Genomic DNA, 18,216 nt, shown 5'->3' on the forward strand with positions numbered 1-18,216 from the left:
AAACTGTACTCGTACCAGTCTTGAAGTCAATACAGGAATGGTGCGGATCGGGATATGCTCGGACCATGGTCGATCCGGCACCCCTCGGCAGGCGTGAGCGCAAGAAAGCGGCCACGCGCAAGGCGATCTCCGACATCGCGACGGTGATGTTCCTCGAGCGGGGGTTCGACGAGGTCAGCATCCGCGAGGTCGCCGATGCCGCCGATGTCTCGCCGACGACCGTATTCGCGTACTTCCCGCAGAAGGAGGCGCTCGTCTTCGACGAAGACGACGACCAGCGCGAGCGCCTGGTCTCAGCCGTGCGCGGACGGGCCGCGGGCGTGACCATCCATCAGGCGCTCTACGACCTCTACGCCGACGAGGTGCGCTCCAGCGCCGCCGAGCACGGTGACGACGTGACGCAGCGCTTCATGCGGTTCCTCAACGAGACCCCGGCGCTGCGCGACTACGGCGCGAAGATGTGGCTGCGGCACGAAGTCGCCCTCGCCGCCGCGATCGCCGACGAGCTGGGGCTGGACGAACCCACCCACGAGGTCCGCGCGTACGCGCGCTTCGTGCTGCAGATGCAGCTGCTGGTGAGCGAGAGCGAGGAGCCGATGGCGGTGCTCGACGCCGGGTTCGCGGTGCTCGAGCGCGGCTGGGCGCCGGTGGAATCCGCCCTCGGCTGAGGCCTCAGCGGTACGGGTTCGGCGTGTCGCCGGGGGTATCGCCGGGGCCGGTGCCGTCGGCATCCGCAGCGCCGGCCGCATGCCCGCGGTCCCAGGCGTCGCCGAGCGCCTCGAGGTCGCGGGCGCGCGTGGAAGTGCGCGGCGGCGGGTCGACGAGGCCGAGCACCACCGGTGCGTCGGGGTGGTCGTCCTCATAGGCGACCCACACCAGGGCGCCGACCTCGGCGAGGGGCGTCGCGAACGCGGCGAACGGCACGACGGCGCGCGCCCACAGCTGGGCGCCCGTCGTCGGGATCGTGATCTGCAGACGGCCCTGCCGCTCGGGGTCGTCGGCGGCGGAGATCTGCGCGCGGTGCACTGCCATGCCGCCACCGTACCCGCGGGGTCGTGCCGCCCCCTGTCGCGGCGCCGGCGGCGGTGGGACGATGGGGCGGCGCGGCGCGCTGCCGCAGGGAGGGTGACCGGACGTGAAGCTGCTGCTGACCTCGGGCGGGGTGACCAACGCGTCGATCCGCGCCGCGCTGATCCGGATGCTCGGCAAGGAGATCGCCGACAGTGACGCGCTGCTCGTGCCGACCGCGCAGTGGGGGCACCCCGCGTGCTCGCCGCAGTCGGTGTGGCGCACGGCCGCGGGTCGCTCATCGGGCGGGACGGGGCTGGTGGAGCTCGGCTGGAAGTCGGTCGGGGTGCTCGAGCTCACGGCGCTGCCGAGCATCGGCGCCGAGCGCTGGGAGCCCTGGGTGCGCGCGGCCGACGTGCTGCTCGTCGACGGCGGCGACGCGGCGTATCTCGCGCATTGGGTGCGCGAGTCCGGCCTCGGCGACCTGCTCCCGACGCTCGACGACACGGTGTGGGTGGGGGTGAGCGCCGGCAGCATGGTGATGACGCCGAGCATCGGCGACGAGTTCGTCGAGTGGCGGTCGGATGCCGCAGACGCGACGCTCGGCGTGGTCGAGTTCTCGATCTTCCCGCACCTGAACTACCCGGGGTGGGAGTCGAACACCCTCGAGCGGGCGCGGCAGTGGGCGACACGGATGCCGCGACCGTCGTACGCCCTCGACGATCAGAGCGCGATCGCCGTCGTCGACGGCGCGGTGTCGGTGGTGTCGGAGGGCGAGTGGGAGTCGTTCCCCGCAGAGGTCGGCTGCGCGGGCGGTTGAGGAACTCTGAGCACGCGCGATAGCTTGCACGGTATGCGCAGACTCACGGTGGCGTCGGGGCAGGTTGCCATCGCCGGGATGCTCGCCGTCGTGCTGGCGGCGTGCGCACCTGTTGCGAGCGCCCAGGCGCCCGAGCCGGAGCAGTCGGTCGCGGCCGTCGCGGAGCAGCAGACGGCGTCGCCCGCACCGGCCGATGCGCCCGTCGCAGTGACGCCCCAGCAGTACTACGACGAGCTGCTCGCCGGGATGACCTCCGGTGAGGTCGTGACCGTCGACACACTGCGGGCCGAGTATGCGCGTGCGATCCCCATCTTCCCCTTCCCGCTTCCCGAGGGCTATGCGTTCGCCGCCGACCCCGGCTATGTCGACGAACCCGACACCGGCATCTGGTGGAACCGGTCGATGAACTTCATGCGGATCTGGAGCTTCTGGGAAGGGGCGACCGCCCGGGAGGCGCTGCACGCGTACGAGCGGGGCGACGTTGCGGCGCAGACCGCCCTCCTCGACCTCCTCGAAACCGCATACCGTTCGCCGGCGCGGCCGGTCAACTTCGACGACCCGGGGCTCGGAATCCTGTCGCTCGCGGTGGAACCGGCGCGGGGCGGCGATTTCGAGATGCTGCTCGCACTGACAACCGATCCCGCTGCGTCGACGATCGCGGGCGCCACGCCGTAGCCTCCGGGTGCGGCCGGCCCGCGGCCGACCGGGGCCTCGGCCCGCGCGTCAGGCGTCGTGCTCGACCAGGGCGGCGAGGCGGTCGAGATCGGCGCGCACCGCGTCGACGTCGCGCGCGAACTCGTCGTCGGTCTGCCCGAGCTGACGCACCGTGAAGACGACTTCGGAGCCGTCGGGGTGGGCGAGCACGCGCACGGGGTTGGTGACCACCTCACCCGACGGCAGCGTGACGTCGTGGTCGAGAACGCCCAGGGTGTTGCGGGCGACGAACCTCACGCGCACCCGTCCCATCGGCGAGTCCACCACGAGCGTGTCGCCGTCGCGCGTCACCTCGCTGCGCGCCAGGCCCGACGCCCACGCCCGCAGATTGTCGGGGTCGGCCGCGTAGGCGTAGACGTCACCCGGCGCGGCGGCGATCACCCGACTGACGTGGATGCTCCTCATGCGACCAGTGTGTCAGGCGCCTTGTCGGGGGGAGTGCGGGCGGTCAGAACGGCGCCGGTTCGGAGACGGCGACGACCGCGGGGATGACGGTGGGCAGGACGTCGGGGAGGAAATGCACCGTCGGCGTCGGTGCGTCTTCGCGATATGTGCGTCCGGTGGGCGAGGTCCACTCGAGGACGCCGCCGCCGCGTTGTCGCACCCGCCATCGGGTGTGGTGTTTCAGCGAGTGATGTCGTCGGCACAGATGCGCGAGGTTGCCGAGGGCGGTGGGCCCGCCGGTGGCCGCATCGACGGTGTGGTCGACGTCGCACCGGAGCGCGGGGCGACGGCATCCGGGGAACCGGCAGTGCTGATCGCGCGCCTGCAGATAGCGGCGCTGCCGCCACGGGGTGCTGTAGCGGTCGACGGCGAGCACCGTGCCCTCGACGGGGTCGGTGAGCACCCGCGCCCAGGTGGGCGCATGGGCGGCGAGGCAGCGGGCGGTGTCGGCGTCGATCGGCGAGCGGCCGATGAGGTCGGCCGGCCCGTCGTCGGAGCCGAGCAGAGTGAGGGCGGGGACGACGACCTGCACCTGCGCGCGGATCGCCCCGAGGGCGCCGGGGGCGTCGCCGTGGGCGGTCGGGTCGAGGGCGGGCGCGCCCGACAGCAGCAGGTCGGTGAATACGTCGGTGCGCACCTGGTCGACGGTGCGGAGGTCGGGCGGCGCGTCGGCCTCGTCGGCGTCGCGCGCGTCGATCACCGCGCGAGCCTGCTGGGTGAGCCGATCGAGGATGCCGTCGGCGATGACTGTGGGCACGGTCGCGACGACGTCGGACATGCCGTCGCGGGCCGCCACCACCCGCACGCAGCGCCCTGCCGCCGCGTCGCGGTGCCGCTCGGTGAACGATCTTTCGGAGAGCCGCTCGGCGAGGATCTCGAGCCCGGGCCGCACGCGGTTGGGGGTGTCGCGGCTGCAGCGCTCGATCGCCTCGACCTCGAACTCGGCCCGCCGCGCCGCGGGCACGATGCCGCCGACGTCGGCGATGAGGCGGGTGTGACCGCGGGTGATGCGCCCCGTCTCCCACGCGGTCAGCGTGGCGCCCCAGGTCTCGACGAGGTCGCGCGCCTCGCCGATGCGCATCTGCACGGTGCGGTCGGTGACCCGCAGCACCCCGCCGACCTCGGCGGCGATCGACCGCAGCGCCATGTCGTGCGCCCGCACCCGCACAGGCGCGCCGGCCGCCTGATGCTCGGCCAGCCGGCCGGCGCGCGCCAGCAGGCGCACCTCGGCGACCTGGGCCGCCGTGAGCGCCGCTTCGACGCTCTCGAAACCCGCGACGATCTCGGTCAGCACGGCGACATCGCCGTCACTGCCCGGTGCCCCCGCGAACGTTTCCATGCCTCCATTGTGCCGAGGGGTTCCGACATTGCTACGAGCATCCCGTCGTCCGAGCAAGAAGAGAATCGCTGATGCGTTCCCGCATCCGGTCGGTTTCGCGAGGATCCCCCGGGCCCCGTAGCGTCGAGGTGTGACGACTCCGTTCGACGGCGAACAGCGCCCCCCGTCCCCGACCGACACCGACACCCCGACCGACACCCCGCCCCCGACCGACCGGGGCACCCCGCGGCTGCGGGTCGAGGTGCCCGCCGCCCCGCCGGTCGGCGCGGCGCCCCTCGACATGGGCGATGACGACGCCACCGCGAACCGCGTGCAGCTGACCACCCGCTACGTCACGTTCGACGGAGCGCCGTGGGTGCCCGTGATGGGCGAGTACCACTTCAGCCGCGACCTGCCGGAGAACTGGGAGCACGAGCTGCGCAAGATGAAGGCCGGCGGCATCAACGTGCTCGCCGGCTACATGCTCTGGATCGTGCACGAGGAGATCGAGGGCCGGCTGCGCTTCGACGGGCATCGCGACGTGCGGCGCTTCCTGCAGCTCGCCGACGAGATCGGGCTCAAGGTGATGCTCCGCATCGGCCCGTGGGCGCACGGCGAGGCGCGCAACGGCGGGTTCCCCGACTGGCTGCAGGCGCTGCCGGTGCGCCATCGCAGCGACGACCCGGCCTACCTCGCCGAGGTGCGCCGCTGGTATGCGGGCATCGAGGAGCAGGTGCGCGGGCTGTTCCACACGCCCGAGAACCCCGGTGGGCCCATCATCGGCATCCAGGTCGACAACGAGCTGTACGACGACGGTCCGCACCTGGCGACCCTGCGCGCACTCGCGGAGGAGGTCGGGATGCGCGCCGGCATCTGGACGGCCACCGGCTGGGGCGGCGCCGAGTTGCCGCGCGGCCGGGTGCTCCCGGTGTACGCCGGCTACTCCGACGGCTTCTGGGAGGAGTCGACGACCGGGTGGCCGGCCTTCGGCATCCGTCATTTCGCGTTCGACACGGTGCGCGACGACCTCACCGTGGGCGCCGATCTGCGTGAGACGCCTGCCGACGTGGATGCCGAGGCGACGGGCGGCGCGGATGACCCGTGGCCGTTCGTGACGTGCGAGCTCGGCGGCGGGATGGCCGTCGCATACCACCGCCGGCCCCTCGTCGACCCCGACGACGTCGCGGCGCTGGCGCTCACCAAGATCGGCAGCGGGTCGGCGTGGCAGGGCTATTACATGTATCACGGTGGTCTGCAGGTGCTCGGCGAGCTGTCGACCACGCAGGAGTCGCACGCCACCGGCTACCCCAACGACACCCCCGTGCGCGACTACGACTTCGCCGCGCCGCTGGGCGCCGTGGGGGCGCAGCGCCCGCACTTCCACAAGCTGCGGCAGCAGCACCTCATGCTCGACGCCTTCGGTGCGCAGCTGGCGACCGCGCCGGCGATCATCCCGCCGCACGTCGACGGCGCCCCGCGCTGGGCGGTGCGCGGCGACGGCGCCCGCGGCTTCCTCTTCGCCAACAACCACCAGCCCGCCATCGCCGCCCTCGAGCCCGTCGACGACGTGCGGTTCGAGGTGGCGTTCGCCGAGCGCACCGTCGTGGTGCCGACCCGGCCCGTCACCCTGCCCCGCGGCGCCTACGTCGTGTGGCCGCTGCGCCAGAGCTACGGCAGCATCCCCGCCCTCACCGTCACCGCGCAGCCCATCACCCAGCTCGTGGTCGAGGGGCGCACGATCGTGCTGTTCGCGGCGAGTGACGGCATCCCCGTCGAGCTGCAGCTCGAGGGTGTGGCCGTCGCCGACATCGCCGGCGGTGAGGTGCGCGACGACGGCACGCACCTCATGGTGAGCCCGATCGCCGCGCCCGGGCTCGACTGCGAGGTGCGCGTCGGCGACACGACCCTCGTGTTCCTCGACCGGGCCAGCGCCGAGTCGGTCTGGCGCGGCGAGATCGACGGGCGCGACACGCTCGTGCTCTGGCGCGGGGGCGGCTGGTTCGATCGCGACGGCTTCCGCGCCGTCGTTCCCGCAGCGGATGCCGTCGTCGACGCCGCCCCACCCCTGCACGGCGCCGCAGACGAGATCGCCGGTGTCGGCACCGTCTTCCGCCGCTACCGCGTGCGCGGCGCCGACGACGCCACGGCCCTGCCGGTCGGCGAGGTCGCAGGCCGACCGCTGGTGCCCGTGCGCCGCGGCGGGTCGTCGGACCGGCTTTCGGCGCCGACCGACGACGATTTCGCCGTCGCGGCGACCGTGCGGCTCGACGTCCCGGCATCCGGGTTGACGGGGGAGCGCAGTATCCTCACCCTCGACTGGACGGGTGACGTCATGCGCGTCTGCATCGGCGACCGGCTCATCGCCGACCAGTTCTGGTACGGCCGCCCGTTCGAGATCGACCTCGCCCCCTACCGCGAGCTGCTGCGCACGCAGCCGCTGACGCTCAAGGCCTTCGCGTGGTCGCCGGACACCGGCGTGTACGTCGACCCGCGCGTGCGGCCGACCGGCGCCGGGCCGACGCTCGAGATCCGCTCGGCCGTGCTGCGCCCGGTGCGCACGGTGACGCTCGGGTGAGGGTGGCGTCCATGGTCTCCCCGTATCGAAAGGCTCGAGGATGAACGCCTTCCCCACTGTGCACGCGGAACCTCGGTTCGAGAGCGATGCCACGACCTATCGGGTCAACTTCTGGGATCGAGAACGCCCCGACCATGCGTGGCTGCTCGACGCCTACGTCTTGGTCGGTGCGACGTCCGTCGCAGAGGTCATGGAGTGGGCCCATCAGAATGCCGCGGAGCGAACATTCGAGGTGTTCGTCGAGCTGGAGGCCGATCCCGTCGGGGACTTCACCGTGCCGAGACGATCGGTGCTGGTGCGCCTGCACGGACGCAATCCCAACCTGTAGGCCAGGAGTGAGCGGCCGGAGCAGCGCGACTGCGGGGCCGTCCCGGGTGGGGGCGCTGCCGAAGCGAGGGTGGCGGGCGAAGCCGCAAGTGGAGGGGCTGACGGGAATCGAACCCGCGCTATCTGCTTGGGAAGCAGAAGTTCTGCCATTGAACTACAGCCCCGAAGCCTCGTGATGTGCGAGGCCGGACCGCCGTGAAGGCGTGATGTCCACGTTAGTGCACAGACATCTGTTCTCGCGCCCGAGCGTGAGAACCCCCATCATACCGAGGCGACCTGCAGCGGTTCGTCGCGCCCGCTAGCCCCCGACGGCAGCGACCAGCGCCGCCGCGACCCCGACCAGAGACAGCACGGTGCGGAGGCGTGACGGGCCGCCGTCGCCGCACCGAACGAGTGGCCGACCACGTGCACGACCGCCATCCCCAAGGCGTCCAGCGCGTCATCCACCCACGCCGCCTGGTCGGCGGCGCTGCGCAGGGCCGCCGACTGCTGCGACATGCCGGCGTCGCCGAACGCGTCCCACGCGACGACCGTGCGCCCCGCGCCGAGCAGCCCCGGCAGGTTGTCGGCCCACATCGGCGCCCCCGCGCCGCGACCCGGATGCAGCACGACGGGCACGGCATCCGCGCGTCGCCCCTCCCAGACATATGCGCGCACCTGCCCGAACGCCGTGGGCAGCATGCGGGTCGCGGTCGGCGGCGGCAGCTCGGCCATCGCCGCCTCGTAGGCGCGGGCGAACCGCCGCCGCCCGGCCTCGTCACGGAACATGCCCACCGCCATCGCATCCCCCCGGATCCCGCGGCTGCACCCGTTGCCCCCGCGGCAATACGAGCGTATGGTCACGCATGGCGGCTGTAAAGGGGGGGTCGATGGAGACGCAGGCACGCATCCTCGCCGCGGTGTGGCGGGTGATCCTCGCCCGGGGCATCGCGGGCGTGTCGTTCCGCGCGGTCGCCGACGCCGCCGGCGTCTCGCTCGGCCTCGTGCAGCACTACCACCGCACGAAGGACGAGCTCATCCGAGCCAGCGCACAGGCGATGATCGCCGGATCGGCGGCGCGCTACGAGGCCGAGACGAAGGGCACGGATGCCGCGGCTTTCGACCTCGTCCTCCACGCGATCCCGGTGGCCGGCCTCCAGCGCGACGGTGTCATCATCTGGCACGCCTATCTCGCCGCCAGCGTCACCGACCCGCAGCTGGCCGAACTGCTGCGCGGCGCCAAGCGCGGACAGGAAGGCGAACTGGCACGAGCGCTCGAAGGCCGGCTGGGCGGCGACGCCGCCGCCGCGGCCGCCCGCCAGCTCATCGCCGCCGCCGACGGACTCGCCGACCGCGTGATCACCGGCGACCTCACCGGCGCCGAGGCGACCGAGGCCGCCACCGCGCTGATGCTCGCGCTCACCGGCATCCGCCCGCCCGAACCGCCGGCGCCCACCACCCTCGACGAAAGGATCAGCGCATGACCGCCACCTACACCTTCGACGTCTTCACCACCGTCGACGGCTTCGCCTCGTACAGCGAAGACGGCGACTGGGGCGGCTACTGGGGGAAGCAGGGCCCCCAGTTCCTCGCCCGCCGCGCTGCCCAGTACGAACCCGACCAGCGACTCGTGCTCGGCGGCACCACGTTCCGCCAGTTCCTGCAGTACCTCGTCGGCGACGACGCGCCCGACGACCCCGTCAACGCGCGTATGAAGGCGCTGCCGGCCACCGTGGTCTCGCGCACCCTGCAGGCGCCGGTGCCGTGGCCCGACGCGACCATCGCGGCCGGCGACGCGGTCGAGATCGTCGCGCGGCTGAAGGAGCAGTCGCCGGTGCCGCTGCGCTCCCACGGCAGCCTGTCGCTCAACCGCGCGCTCATGGCCGCGGGGCTCGTCGACCGCGTACAGCTGACGATCTTCCCGGTGATCTCCGGCCGCACCGGCACCGACCCGGTGTTCGCCGGCGCCGACGACTTCGACCTCGAGCTGCTCGAGAGCACCACCCTCGACGGGCACACGCAGGAGCTCGTCTACCGCCCCCGTCGTCATCACTGAGCGGCATCCGGCCCGCACGCGGCCAGTAGGCTGGCCGCGTGCTGCTCAGTGACCGCGACATCCGCCTCGAGATCGACAACGGCCGCGTCGGGCTCGCCCCGTGGGATCCGGCCATGGTGCAGCCCTCGAGCGTCGACGTGCGACTCGACCGCTACTTCCGGCTGTTCGACAACCACAAGTACCCCTTCATCGACCCGGCCGTCGACCAGCCCGACCTCACGCACCTCATCGAGGTCGCGCCCGACGAGCCGTTCATCCTGCACCCGGGGGAGTTCGTGCTCGGCTCGACGTTCGAGCAGGTCACCCTGCCCGACGACATCGCCGCGCGCCTCGAGGGCAAGTCGTCGCTCGGGCGCCTGGGACTGCTCACCCACTCCACCGCCGGGTTCATCGATCCGGGATTCTCGGGGCACGTCACCCTCGAACTGTCCAACGTCGCCACCCTGCCGATCAAGCTGTGGCCCGGCATGAAGATCGGTCAGCTCTGCTTCTTCCGGCTGTCGTCGGCCGCCGAGAACCCCTACGGCACCGGGCCCTACCTCAACCGCTACCACGGGCAGCGCGGCCCGACGGCATCGCGTTCGTTCCAGAACTTCCACCGCACCGACGTCGGCAGCACGGATGCGGGGGCACCCGGCCGCTGAGCGCCCCGGCGCCTCATCGCCGACGGCATCCGCCGGATTGGTTGTGCACAACTAGATTGTGTGCAAGGCTTTCGATATGGCGGCCGTCGATCAACTCGTGTGCTTCTCGCTCTACCAGGCGAGCCGCGCGACCACGCAGGTGTACCGGCGGCTGCTCGCCCCGTGGAACCTGACCTACCCGCAGTACCTCGTGCTCGTGCAGCTGTGGATCGACGGACCGGCGACCGTGTCGCAGCTCGGCGACGACCTCGACCTCGACTCCGGCACGCTCTCGCCGCTGCTGCGCCGCATGGAGCGCGACGGGCTGCTCGTTCGCGAGCGCGTGGACGCCGACGCGCGCATCGTCACCGTGCGCCTCACCGAGCGCGGCACGCAGCTGCGCGGCGAGATGACCGAGGTGTCGTCGGAGCTGCTGCGCTGCACCGGCTTCACCCTCGACTCGGCGGTCGAACTGCGCGACTCGCTGCACCGGCTCACCGAGAGCCTGCAGTCCGCGCGCTGACCCGCCCCACCCCCGTCGCCGGCGAACCGGCGAAGACAAGGAGAACACCCATGGACGCCATCTACACCGCAGAAGCCCTCGCCACCGGGGGAGGCCGCAATGGCCACGTGCGCACCGCCGACGGCCTCGTCGACACCGACGTGCGCATCCCCAAGGAGATGGGCGGCGCCGGCGGCGCCCCCAACCCCGAGGTGCTGTTCGCCGCCGGCTACGCCGCCTGCTTCCACAGCGCCCTGCAGTCGGTCGCCCGCGCCCAGAAGGTCTCGCTCGGGGAGTCGAGCGTCGGCGCCCGCGTCGGCATCGGCCCCAACGGCGACGGCGGCTTCGGCCTGAGCATCGAGCTCGAGGTCGTCATCCCCGACCTGCCGCACGACCAGGCGCAGGCGCTCGCCGAGGCCGCCGAGAAGGTCTGCCCCTACTCCAACGCCACCCGCGGCAACGTGCCCACCGTGGTCCGCGTCGTCGAAGACTGACCCCCACGCGGCGGCTTCCGCCGCCGTGCGTCGCGAAACTCCTCCATTCCAGGCCGCAGAGGCCCCGGATCTGCCGATTCGGGAGCTGTCGGCTTCGGATTGGAGGAGTTTCGCGCGTGTGGGGCGGGCGGTGGGGGTGGGGCCGGGCCAGGGCGGGGCGGGGCTGGCCGGGGCGCGGGGCCGGGGCGGCGCGCGGGGCTGGCCGGGGCGCCGGGTTTGCGGGGCGCCGGGCTGGGGCGGGGCGCGGGGCTGGTCGGGGCCCCGCGCGGGCGGGCCGGGGGTGGCGGGCGGGGGGCTGCGAAACTCCTCCACACGGGGCCGCGTCGCTGCCGAATCCGCGCGTTCGGGCGCCGGGGGCCTTGGATTGGAGGAGTTTCGCGACGGGGCGGGGTCAGGCGGGGGGTGTGGGCGGGGGATCGGCGGCGTACACGCGCACCCGGTCGCCGTCGACCTCGAACATCAGGGAGGTGCCCACGGGGAACCGGTCCTTGAGGGCCTGGGGCGAGTCTTCGGTCACTTCGATGGCGGTGCGCGCCGCGAACTCGCCGGCGGTGCAGCCGGCTCCGAGGATGTTGATCGACTGCAGGTCGCTGAACACATAGAGGCACGTGCCGTCGCTCGAGGCGGGGAAGGAGTTCGCGACGATCATCGGCCGCAGGCCCGCGAACTCGCCGAACAGCCGGCCGTCGTCGCCGCTGTAGAAGTTGTCGGGCCACTCGGTCTCGGTGTCGCGGTCGAGAACGGCGACCTGACCCGGATGCGACGCGCGATCGGCGAACGAGATGCCGCCGGCGATCCCGAAGGCCGCGCCGGCTGCCACGAGGGCGGCACCGGCCACGAGCGGCACGGCGACCGGCAGCCGCCACCAGCGCGCGGGCGCTGCGGTCGGGCTCCCTGCGGCGCGCGGATCGGTTGCGGCGCCCGGATCGTCGGCGGGGCCCGGATCGCCCGCGGTCCCCGGATCCCCGGCGGCGCGGGGAGCGTCGGGGGTTTCGGCATCCGTCCGGGCGAACACCGGGGCGAACGCGGCGGCCGCCGACGCGGCGGGCACCTCGGGAAGCCGGGGTGCGAACAGGCTCGGATCCAGCTGGCTAGACTCCGACGGCGCTGCCGGCTGCGCGGTCTCGCTGCCCGCGGCGAGCTGCGCGCCGAGGGCGCGGCGACGCTCGTCTTCGAGAGCGCGGAGGCGAGCCAGCGCGGCGTCGTCGAGGTCGGGTTGCGGCCCGTACGCCCGCTCGCGAAGCGCACGCAGCTCGGCGTCGGGATCTTCGGCGATCGTGCCCATCGAGGCCATCATGCCCCATCGGCTCGGGTCTGCAGCCCCCGCACGCGACGGCGGCCGCATCCCCGTGCTGAGGATGCGGCCGCCGTGGGCCCCGAGGAGGGAGCGAGGGTGTCGTCAGCTCGCGTCGCGCTCACGCCCGCGGGCGAAGCCGGCGTCGAAGCCGCGCTCGTACGCGTGCTGCGCGCGCCGCTCGCCCCGGTGGCCGTGGTGGCTGCGGTCGCCGCGGTGGTCGCCGTGATGATGCGGTTCGCCGTGGCACCCGCGCCCCGCGTGGGGGCCTGAGCCCGGGCCGAAGCCGCGGTGCTCGTCGCTGCCGGCATCCGGGTCGGCGTCGCCGCGGAATCGCGGGCCGAAGCCGTGCCGCATGCCGGGGTGCCCGAAGCCGCTGAAGCCACCGAAGCCGGGGCCTCCGAAGCCGGGGCCACCGAAGCCGCGGCGGCCGAAGCGGCCGCGACCGCGGGGGAGCGGCTGCGACTCGTCCCAGCCGAGCTCGCGGGCGATCGCCTCGAGCGAGGCGAGGGTCGTGGCGAAGTCTTCGGGCGAGACGGCGCCTGCCACCCGGGTGCGGATGCCGGCGACGATGTCGCCGAGGCGCTGGTGCGCGGCGGCACCCTCGTCGGTCAGGTGCCACGTGCCGTCGCCGCGCTGAGCGACCCAGCCGCGCTCTTCGAGTCGCTGCAGGCGCTTGCCCTTGCGGGCGAGCAGTGCGGTGAGCCGCTCGTCGACGATGTCGCCCGACAGTGCCGACAGCAGCATCCAGTCGCGGCGCTCGACGCCCTCGGCCTCGAGCGTGGTGGCGAACTCGGCCGTCAGCAGGTGGTCGACGGTGCGCAGCCAGAAGCCGAGCGGACGGTCGGGGCGGGGTTCTGGGGTAGGTGAATCGGTGTTCATGGGAAGTCCTTTCGGGAGCGGCCGAGCGGCCGCTGATGGTTTACATGTCAGATGACAACTACATGCAGTGTGACATGCAGTTCCAGTACATGTCAAGTCGCATGTAAATTGAGAGGATGCCGACGCCCCCGCCCACACCTCCGTCCACCCCCGACGAGGCGGCGGAGCAGATCGCCCAGGCGCTGGCGCGACTGCGGGGCCGACGCGGGCCGCGCCCGCCGTGGGCGACCGGCGATCCCGGCAGCGCACCCGACGGAGCATCACCGGGCCCCGGCCTCGGCGGCCGCCGCGGTCACGGCATGCATCACGGCGGCTTCCACGGCGGCCCGCACGGTGGACGATCCGGCGCCCCGGGCGAGGGGTGGGTGCCCGGGGGCGGATGGGGTCCGGGCGCCGCGCGCTTCGCCGGACCGGCGCGCCTGCGGCTGCTCGAGGCGCTCGCCGCGGCATCCGCGCCGCTCTCGGTCACCGAGATCGCCGAGGCCGTCGGCGTCGACCAGCCGCGCGCCTCGCGCCTCGTGCAGCAGTCGGTGGAGATGGGACTCGTCGAGCGTCAGGCCGACCCCGACGACGCCCGCCGCACCCGCATCGTGCTCACCGAGCGCGGGCGCAGCGTGGTGCGCGGCTTCCGCGGCGACCGGCGCGACGCCGTCGCCACCGCGCTCGAGGGCTTCACCGACGCCGAGCGCGGCGAGCTCGCCCGCCTCCTCGCCAAGCTCGCCGCCGCCTGGCCCGAGCGCTGACAGCTCGCCGCCGCCTGGCCCGAGCGCTGACCCCGCACAACGCAACCCCCTCACTCCGCCGGCGCCGGCTCGCTACCCTGTTCGGGTGACCGACCAGCCTGCTCCCGTGACTGTGCCCGGCGACGACGAACGGGCCGTCGATCCCGGCGCGCACCGCCCGATCGCCCGCTGGGTGTTCTGGCCGGCCGCCGTGATCGTGCTGGTGGTGGCGGGCTTCGCGATGATCTTCCCGGATGCCGCGGAGGACACCTTCGCGGCCGTGCAGGACACGATCATCCGCAGCTTCAACTGGTACTACGTGCTGATCGCCGCGCTGTTCGTCGTGTTCGCCCTCGCGATGGGCTTCAGCCGGTTCGGCGACATCAAGCTCGGCCGCGACGACGAGGAGCCCGAGTTCTCGATCGGCGCCTGGTTCTCGCTGCTGTTCGCGGCGGGCATGGGCATCGGCCTCGTCTTCTACGGCGTGAGCGAGCCGCTCAGCCACTTCGTCGACCCCCGCCCCGGCGTCGAGGGCCCGCACGCGGTGCTCGCCCAGTCGGCGCTGACGCAGACCTATCTGCACTGGGGCGTGCAGGCGTGGGCGATCTACGTGGTCATCGGGCTGGCTCTCGCCTACGCGATCCACCGGCGTCGCCGCCCGATCTCGATCCGGTGGGCGCTGGAGCCGCTGCTGGGCAAGGCCGTGCGCGGCTTCTGGGGCAACGTGATCGACGTGGTCGCGCTGGTGGGCACCATCTTCGGCGTCGCCACCTCGCTGGGGCTGGGCGTCATGCAGATCGGGTCGGGCATGGATGCCGCCGGCTTCGGCGAGCCGGGCATGGTCGGGCAGATCGTCATCATCGGCGTCATCACCGTGTTCGTGCTGGCCTCGGTGCTCTCCGGCGTCGGCAAGGGCATGAAGTGGCTGTCGTCGACCAACCTCATCCTCGCCGCGATCCTGCTGGTGTTCGTGCTCGTCGTCGGCAACACCGAGTACCTGCTGCGCGAGTGGGTGCAGTCGATCGGCGGCTACATCCAGAACTTCGTGGGGCTGAGCTTCAACGTCTCGGCGTTCCAGGGCGAGCCGGGCGTGGAGTGGCAGGCGGCGTGGACGTCGTTCTACTGGGGCTGGTGGATCTCGTGGGCGCCCTTCGTCGGCATCTTCATCGCGCGCGTGAGCCGCGGGCGCACCGTGCGCCAGTTCGTGCTGGGCGTGCTCATCGTGCCGACCCTCGTCGGCATCCTCTGGTTCGCGGTGCTGGGCGGCTCGGCGATCTACCTCGAGGTCACCGATCCCGGATCGATGACCACGCCCGAGGGCGAGGTCGACCTGCAGGGCGCGCTGTTCCAGCTGTTCACCCACCTGCCCGGCACCCCCGTGCTGACGGTGGGGGCGATCGTGCTGATCGCGATCTTCTTCATCACCTCGTCCGACTCGGGCGCGCTCGTGATGGGCATGATCGCCACCGGCGGCGACCAGGAGCCGCGCCGCTGGCTGCGCGTGTTCTTCACGCTCGCCACCGCCGTGCTGGCCATCGCGCTCATGATCGCCGGCGGCCTCGCGGCCCTGCAGGCCGCGGCCATCACCATCGCGCTGCCGTTCAGCGTCGTGATGCTGCTCATCTGCTGGGCCACCGTCATCGCCTTCCGCCGCGAACGCAAGGTGTACGACAAGGCCCAGCGCGCCCAGTTCGTCGGCTACATCGGCGAGCACTACGGTCTCGACGTCGAAGAGGAGAACGAGCGCGGCGTGCGGATGCCGTGGCTGCGACGCCGCGGCTGACCGGGGCGCGCGCGGTCGGCGCCGCCTTCCATCCGGCATCCGGATGACCCCGCCAGTCGGCGGGTCGCTGGCGCGATTCGGCGCCCACCCGGCGGATGATTCGGGGAGCGCCGGCGCGCACGATGGAGCGGTCGGGACGATCCGACGCGAACGAAGGAGTTCACCCATGACCGACGTGTCCGCGCTGCCGCGACCCCCGTTCGACGCCGAACTGGAGGCGGCCCTGCTCACCCTCGCCGGGGTGATGCCGAGCACGATCCTGCCCGAGCACATCATCCCCATGCGCACCCAGGCTCTGCCCGGCATGCCGTCGATCGACGAGATCATCGACGCCGCCGGGATCGAGACGCGCGACGTGACGATCGCCTCCTACGACGGCGCCGAGATCGTGCTGAGCATCCTGCAGGCCAAGGGCCGCACCGGTACCGGCCCCGGGTTCTTCCACACCCACGGCGGCGGCATGATCATCGGCGACCGCTGGACGGGAGCGGCGACGCTGTTCCCGTGGCTCCACCGCCACAACGGCGTCGCGGTGACCGTCGAGTACCGGCTGGCCCCCGAGTTCCCCGATCCGACGCCCGTCGAGGACTGCTACGCCGGCCTGGTGTGGACGGCCGCGCACGCCGACGAGCTGGGGATCGACCCCGACCGCCTGCTGATCGTCGGCGGCAGCGCCGGCGGCGGGCTCGCGGCCGGCACCGCGCTGCTCTCGCGCGACCGCGGCGGCCCGGCGCTCATCGGCCAGCTGCTCATGTACCCGATGCTCGACGACCGCGACCAGACGGTCTCGACCCACCAGATCGACGGCGTCGGCGTCTGGGACCGCGGCTCGAACGTCACGGGCTGGAGCGCGCTGCTGGGCGAGCGCCGCGGCACCGCCGATGTGTCGATCTATGCCGCACCGGCGCGCGCGACCGACCTGGCGAACCTGCCGCCGGCGTTCATCGACTGCGGCAGCGCCGAGGTGTTCCGCGACGAGGACGTCGCCTACGCCAGCGCCATCTGGGCGGCGGGCGGCAGCGCCGAGCTGCACGTGTGGCCGGGCGGATTCCACGCCTTCGAGGGGTTCGCCCCGCAGGCGGCGCTGTCGCAGCAGATGATCGCCGCGCGCGACAACTGGGTGGCGCGGATCCTCGCCGACTGAACCCGTTGCGCGCCTAGGATGAGGCGGCAAGAGGAGGGGCCATGCAGGATCTGGTCGGACGCCTGACCGCACTCGACCCCGCGGCCAGCGACTCACTCAAGGTCATCTCGTACTTCGATGCGCTCGTGGCCGGCGGCGCGGGCGTCGAGGCGCTCGTGCGCGCCGCCGCCGTGCTCGGCGGGTGCGCCGCCGGGGTGAGCACTCCCCGGCGGCGCATCCGCGTGGATGCCGACGGCCGGCGCACCGGTGTCGCCGATCCCGCCGGAGCCGATCCCGCCGGAGCCGACCCCGGCTGGCCGACGCTCGCGGCGCCGGAGCGCACCGTGTGGCTCGAGCGCGACGGCGCCGCGCACGCGAACGACGCGATGATCCTCGATCGCCTCGCGCTGGCCGTCGACATCGTCGACCGCCGCCGCGAGCAGCCGGAAGCGGCCCTCGAGGTGCTGCTCGACCCGACCCGCGACGACGCGCAGCGCGCGGCCGCCGCCGCCCGGCTGCAGCTGAGCCCCGGCGACCCGGTGCGGGTGGTCGCGGCCCCCGCCGAGGCGCCCGCTCCGCCGCAGGGGCGCACCGCGCTGGTCGCCACCCCGCGCGGACCGGTGCGGGCCGTGCTCGGCGCGGCGCACACGGCGCCCGCCGCCGGACCGGCCGGGCACGCGCTGGCCGCCGACCCGATGCGGCTCGCGGCGGCCTGGGCGGATGCGCTGATCGCATTGCGGCTCACCGACGCGCGGCATCCGATCGTCGATGCCGACGCGCTCGGCGCCCTGATGCTGCTGGTGCGCGCCCACGATCCGGCGCGCGGCGACCACCCCGACGTGGTGCGGCTGCGCGCCCTCGACGCCCACACCCTCGCGCTGCTCGATGCGCTCGCGGAGGCGGAGAGCGTGCGCGCCGCGGCATCCGCGCTGTCGCTGCACCACTCCAGCGTGCAGTCACGGCACGAGTCGCTCACGCGCGCCCTCGGCTACGACCCGCGGTCGGCGACGGGGCGCCTGCGTTACGGCGCGGCGCGGCTGCTCGCCCGCCTCGCCGACTGACCGCGTCGACCGGCCGCGCGCCGCGGCGACCGCGCGCCGACCGGCGCGCTCAGCCGCCGGCGCAGAGGTTCGCGCGCACCCAGTCGGCGGCGTCGGCCTGTGCCAGCTCGCCGGCGCGCACGAGCCGCACGAACTCGATCGCCTCGGCGCTCAGCCGGCCGTCGGCGGTGTCGGGGGGATCACGCAGCACCGTGGTGGTCAGCCAGCGCGCCACCCGGCCGCCGGTGCGCGTGGCCACCGCCACCGTGCCGGCGAAGTGCCGCGCCTGCCCGTCGGTGTCGTCGTCGAGCGCGGGGCGGAACCCGCGACCCCGCAGCCGGTTGCTGCCGCCCGAGGCGGCATCGGTCACCCACAGCAGCCCGCGGCGCACGCCGCCGGCCCGGCCGAGCTCCTTCAGGAACCGGCGGTCGGAGTGGCCCCGTGTCGCGAGGCGGTCGATGGCATCGGCGAGGTCGGCGCAGGCGTTGTTCATCGCCTCCAGCGTAGGCATG

21 protein-coding genes and 1 tRNA gene are annotated in these 18,216 nt (G+C 73.2%); 14 read left to right on the top strand and 8 right to left on the bottom strand.

The genetic code is table 11. From position 1 onward, the window contains the following. Positions 1-65: 65 nt before the first annotated feature. Entirely contained in the window at positions 66-668 is a 603-nt protein-coding gene (locus N3K63_RS04675; RefSeq protein WP_261578827.1) for a TetR/AcrR family transcriptional regulator, read from the top strand. 4 nt (positions 669-672) lie between these two features. On the opposite strand, the gene N3K63_RS04680 is transcribed toward N3K63_RS04675, so the two are convergent. After that, positions 673-1,032: a phage baseplate assembly protein V gene (locus N3K63_RS04680; protein ID WP_261578828.1), complete on the bottom strand. Its 360-nt coding sequence runs from the start codon at positions 1,030-1,032 to the stop codon at positions 673-675. 103 nt (positions 1,033-1,135) lie between these two features. Between N3K63_RS04680 and N3K63_RS04685 the strand changes: the two genes are divergently transcribed. Both N3K63_RS04685 and N3K63_RS04690 read left to right on the top strand, forming a co-directional pair. After that, the gene (locus tag N3K63_RS04685) at positions 1,136-1,828 is read left to right on the top strand and encodes a Type 1 glutamine amidotransferase-like domain-containing protein (protein ID WP_261578829.1); all 693 of its coding nucleotides are present in this window, start codon (positions 1,136-1,138) and stop codon (positions 1,826-1,828) included. 33 nt (positions 1,829-1,861) lie between these two features. Continuing rightward, positions 1,862-2,503 carry a hypothetical protein gene (locus N3K63_RS04690; protein WP_261578830.1) on the top strand — a complete coding sequence of 214 codons (642 nt, stop codon included), beginning with the start codon at positions 1,862-1,864 and terminating at the stop codon, positions 2,501-2,503. A gap of 48 nt (positions 2,504-2,551) precedes the next feature. On the opposite strand, the gene N3K63_RS04695 is transcribed toward N3K63_RS04690, so the two are convergent. Together N3K63_RS04695 and N3K63_RS04700 are read right to left on the bottom strand one after the other, a co-directional pair. Further along, positions 2,552-2,947 carry an SRPBCC family protein gene (locus N3K63_RS04695; protein WP_261578831.1) on the bottom strand — a complete coding sequence of 132 codons (396 nt, stop codon included), beginning with the start codon at positions 2,945-2,947 and terminating at the stop codon, positions 2,552-2,554. Positions 2,948-2,990: 43 nt separating this feature from the next. Beyond that, positions 2,991-4,325 (bottom strand): HNH endonuclease signature motif containing protein, encoded by a 1,335-nt coding sequence (locus N3K63_RS04700; RefSeq protein WP_261578832.1) that lies wholly within the window; start codon positions 4,323-4,325, stop codon positions 2,991-2,993. 130 nt (positions 4,326-4,455) lie between these two features. On the opposite strand from N3K63_RS04700, the gene N3K63_RS04705 reads away from it, so the two are divergent. Both N3K63_RS04705 and N3K63_RS04710 read left to right on the top strand, forming a co-directional pair. Continuing rightward, positions 4,456-6,879 (top strand): beta-galactosidase, encoded by a 2,424-nt coding sequence (locus N3K63_RS04705; RefSeq protein WP_261578833.1) that lies wholly within the window; start codon positions 4,456-4,458, stop codon positions 6,877-6,879. A gap of 40 nt (positions 6,880-6,919) precedes the next feature. Then, positions 6,920-7,207 carry a hypothetical protein gene (locus tag N3K63_RS04710; protein ID WP_261578834.1) on the top strand — a complete coding sequence of 96 codons (288 nt, stop codon included), beginning with the start codon at positions 6,920-6,922 and terminating at the stop codon, positions 7,205-7,207. 89 nt (positions 7,208-7,296) lie between these two features. Here N3K63_RS04710 and N3K63_RS04715 read toward each other — a convergent pair. Both N3K63_RS04715 and N3K63_RS04720 read right to left on the bottom strand, forming a co-directional pair. After that, positions 7,297-7,370, bottom strand: a tRNA-Gly gene (locus N3K63_RS04715). A 97-nt stretch (positions 7,371-7,467) separates the two neighbouring features. After that, a complete protein-coding gene (locus N3K63_RS04720) occupies positions 7,468-7,974 on the bottom strand; it encodes an alpha/beta fold hydrolase (protein WP_261578835.1) in 507 nt (168 codons plus the stop codon). 101 nt (positions 7,975-8,075) lie between these two features. On the opposite strand from N3K63_RS04720, the gene N3K63_RS04725 reads away from it, so the two are divergent. The 5 genes from N3K63_RS04725 to N3K63_RS04745 all read left to right on the top strand — a co-directional run bounded on the left by N3K63_RS04725 (position 8,076) and on the right by N3K63_RS04745 (position 10,860). Continuing rightward, entirely contained in the window at positions 8,076-8,669 is a 594-nt protein-coding gene (locus tag N3K63_RS04725; protein ID WP_261578836.1) for a TetR/AcrR family transcriptional regulator, read from the top strand. Further along, the gene (locus tag N3K63_RS04730) at positions 8,666-9,241 is read left to right on the top strand and encodes a dihydrofolate reductase family protein (protein WP_261578837.1); all 576 of its coding nucleotides are present in this window, start codon (positions 8,666-8,668) and stop codon (positions 9,239-9,241) included. Before N3K63_RS04725 ends, N3K63_RS04730 begins: the two co-directional genes overlap by 4 nt. A gap of 38 nt (positions 9,242-9,279) precedes the next feature. Beyond that, entirely contained in the window at positions 9,280-9,885 is a 606-nt protein-coding gene (gene dcd, locus N3K63_RS04735; RefSeq protein ID WP_261578838.1) for a dCTP deaminase, read from the top strand. 76 nt (positions 9,886-9,961) lie between these two features. Further along, complete coding sequence (locus N3K63_RS04740; RefSeq protein ID WP_261578839.1) at positions 9,962-10,387, top strand: MarR family winged helix-turn-helix transcriptional regulator; 426 nt, start codon at positions 9,962-9,964, stop codon at positions 10,385-10,387. A gap of 50 nt (positions 10,388-10,437) precedes the next feature. Beyond that, positions 10,438-10,860 (top strand): organic hydroperoxide resistance protein, encoded by a 423-nt coding sequence (locus tag N3K63_RS04745; protein WP_261578840.1) that lies wholly within the window; start codon positions 10,438-10,440, stop codon positions 10,858-10,860. A 391-nt stretch (positions 10,861-11,251) separates the two neighbouring features. Here N3K63_RS04745 and N3K63_RS04750 read toward each other — a convergent pair whose 3' ends face one another. Continuing rightward, complete coding sequence (locus N3K63_RS04750; RefSeq protein ID WP_261578841.1) at positions 11,252-12,145, bottom strand: hypothetical protein; 894 nt, start codon at positions 12,143-12,145, stop codon at positions 11,252-11,254. 114 nt (positions 12,146-12,259) lie between these two features. Further along, positions 12,260-13,036 carry a MarR family winged helix-turn-helix transcriptional regulator gene (locus N3K63_RS04755; protein WP_261578842.1) on the bottom strand — a complete coding sequence of 259 codons (777 nt, stop codon included), beginning with the start codon at positions 13,034-13,036 and terminating at the stop codon, positions 12,260-12,262. Between the two features lie 116 nt (positions 13,037-13,152). On the opposite strand from N3K63_RS04755, the gene N3K63_RS04760 reads away from it, so the two are divergent. From N3K63_RS04760 to N3K63_RS04775, 4 genes are all read left to right on the top strand, one after another. Then, positions 13,153-13,779 (top strand): MarR family winged helix-turn-helix transcriptional regulator, encoded by a 627-nt coding sequence (locus N3K63_RS04760; RefSeq protein ID WP_261578843.1) that lies wholly within the window; start codon positions 13,153-13,155, stop codon positions 13,777-13,779. 85 nt (positions 13,780-13,864) lie between these two features. After that, the gene (locus N3K63_RS04765) at positions 13,865-15,541 is read left to right on the top strand and encodes a BCCT family transporter (RefSeq protein ID WP_390895020.1); all 1,677 of its coding nucleotides are present in this window, start codon (positions 13,865-13,867) and stop codon (positions 15,539-15,541) included. Between the two features lie 166 nt (positions 15,542-15,707). Continuing rightward, positions 15,708-16,685 (top strand): alpha/beta hydrolase, encoded by a 978-nt coding sequence (locus N3K63_RS04770; protein ID WP_261578844.1) that lies wholly within the window; start codon positions 15,708-15,710, stop codon positions 16,683-16,685. Positions 16,686-16,726: 41 nt separating this feature from the next. Next, positions 16,727-17,725 (top strand): hypothetical protein, encoded by a 999-nt coding sequence (locus tag N3K63_RS04775; protein WP_261578845.1) that lies wholly within the window; start codon positions 16,727-16,729, stop codon positions 17,723-17,725. A 49-nt stretch (positions 17,726-17,774) separates the two neighbouring features. On the opposite strand, the gene N3K63_RS04780 is transcribed toward N3K63_RS04775, so the two are convergent. Further along, positions 17,775-18,215 (bottom strand): hypothetical protein, encoded by a 441-nt coding sequence (locus tag N3K63_RS04780; protein ID WP_261578846.1) that lies wholly within the window; start codon positions 18,213-18,215, stop codon positions 17,775-17,777. Position 18,216 lies beyond the last annotated feature (1 nt).

Source organism: Microbacterium festucae (genome assembly GCF_025421715.1).
Lineage (GTDB): Bacteria > Actinomycetota > Actinomycetes > Actinomycetales > Microbacteriaceae > Microbacterium > Microbacterium festucae.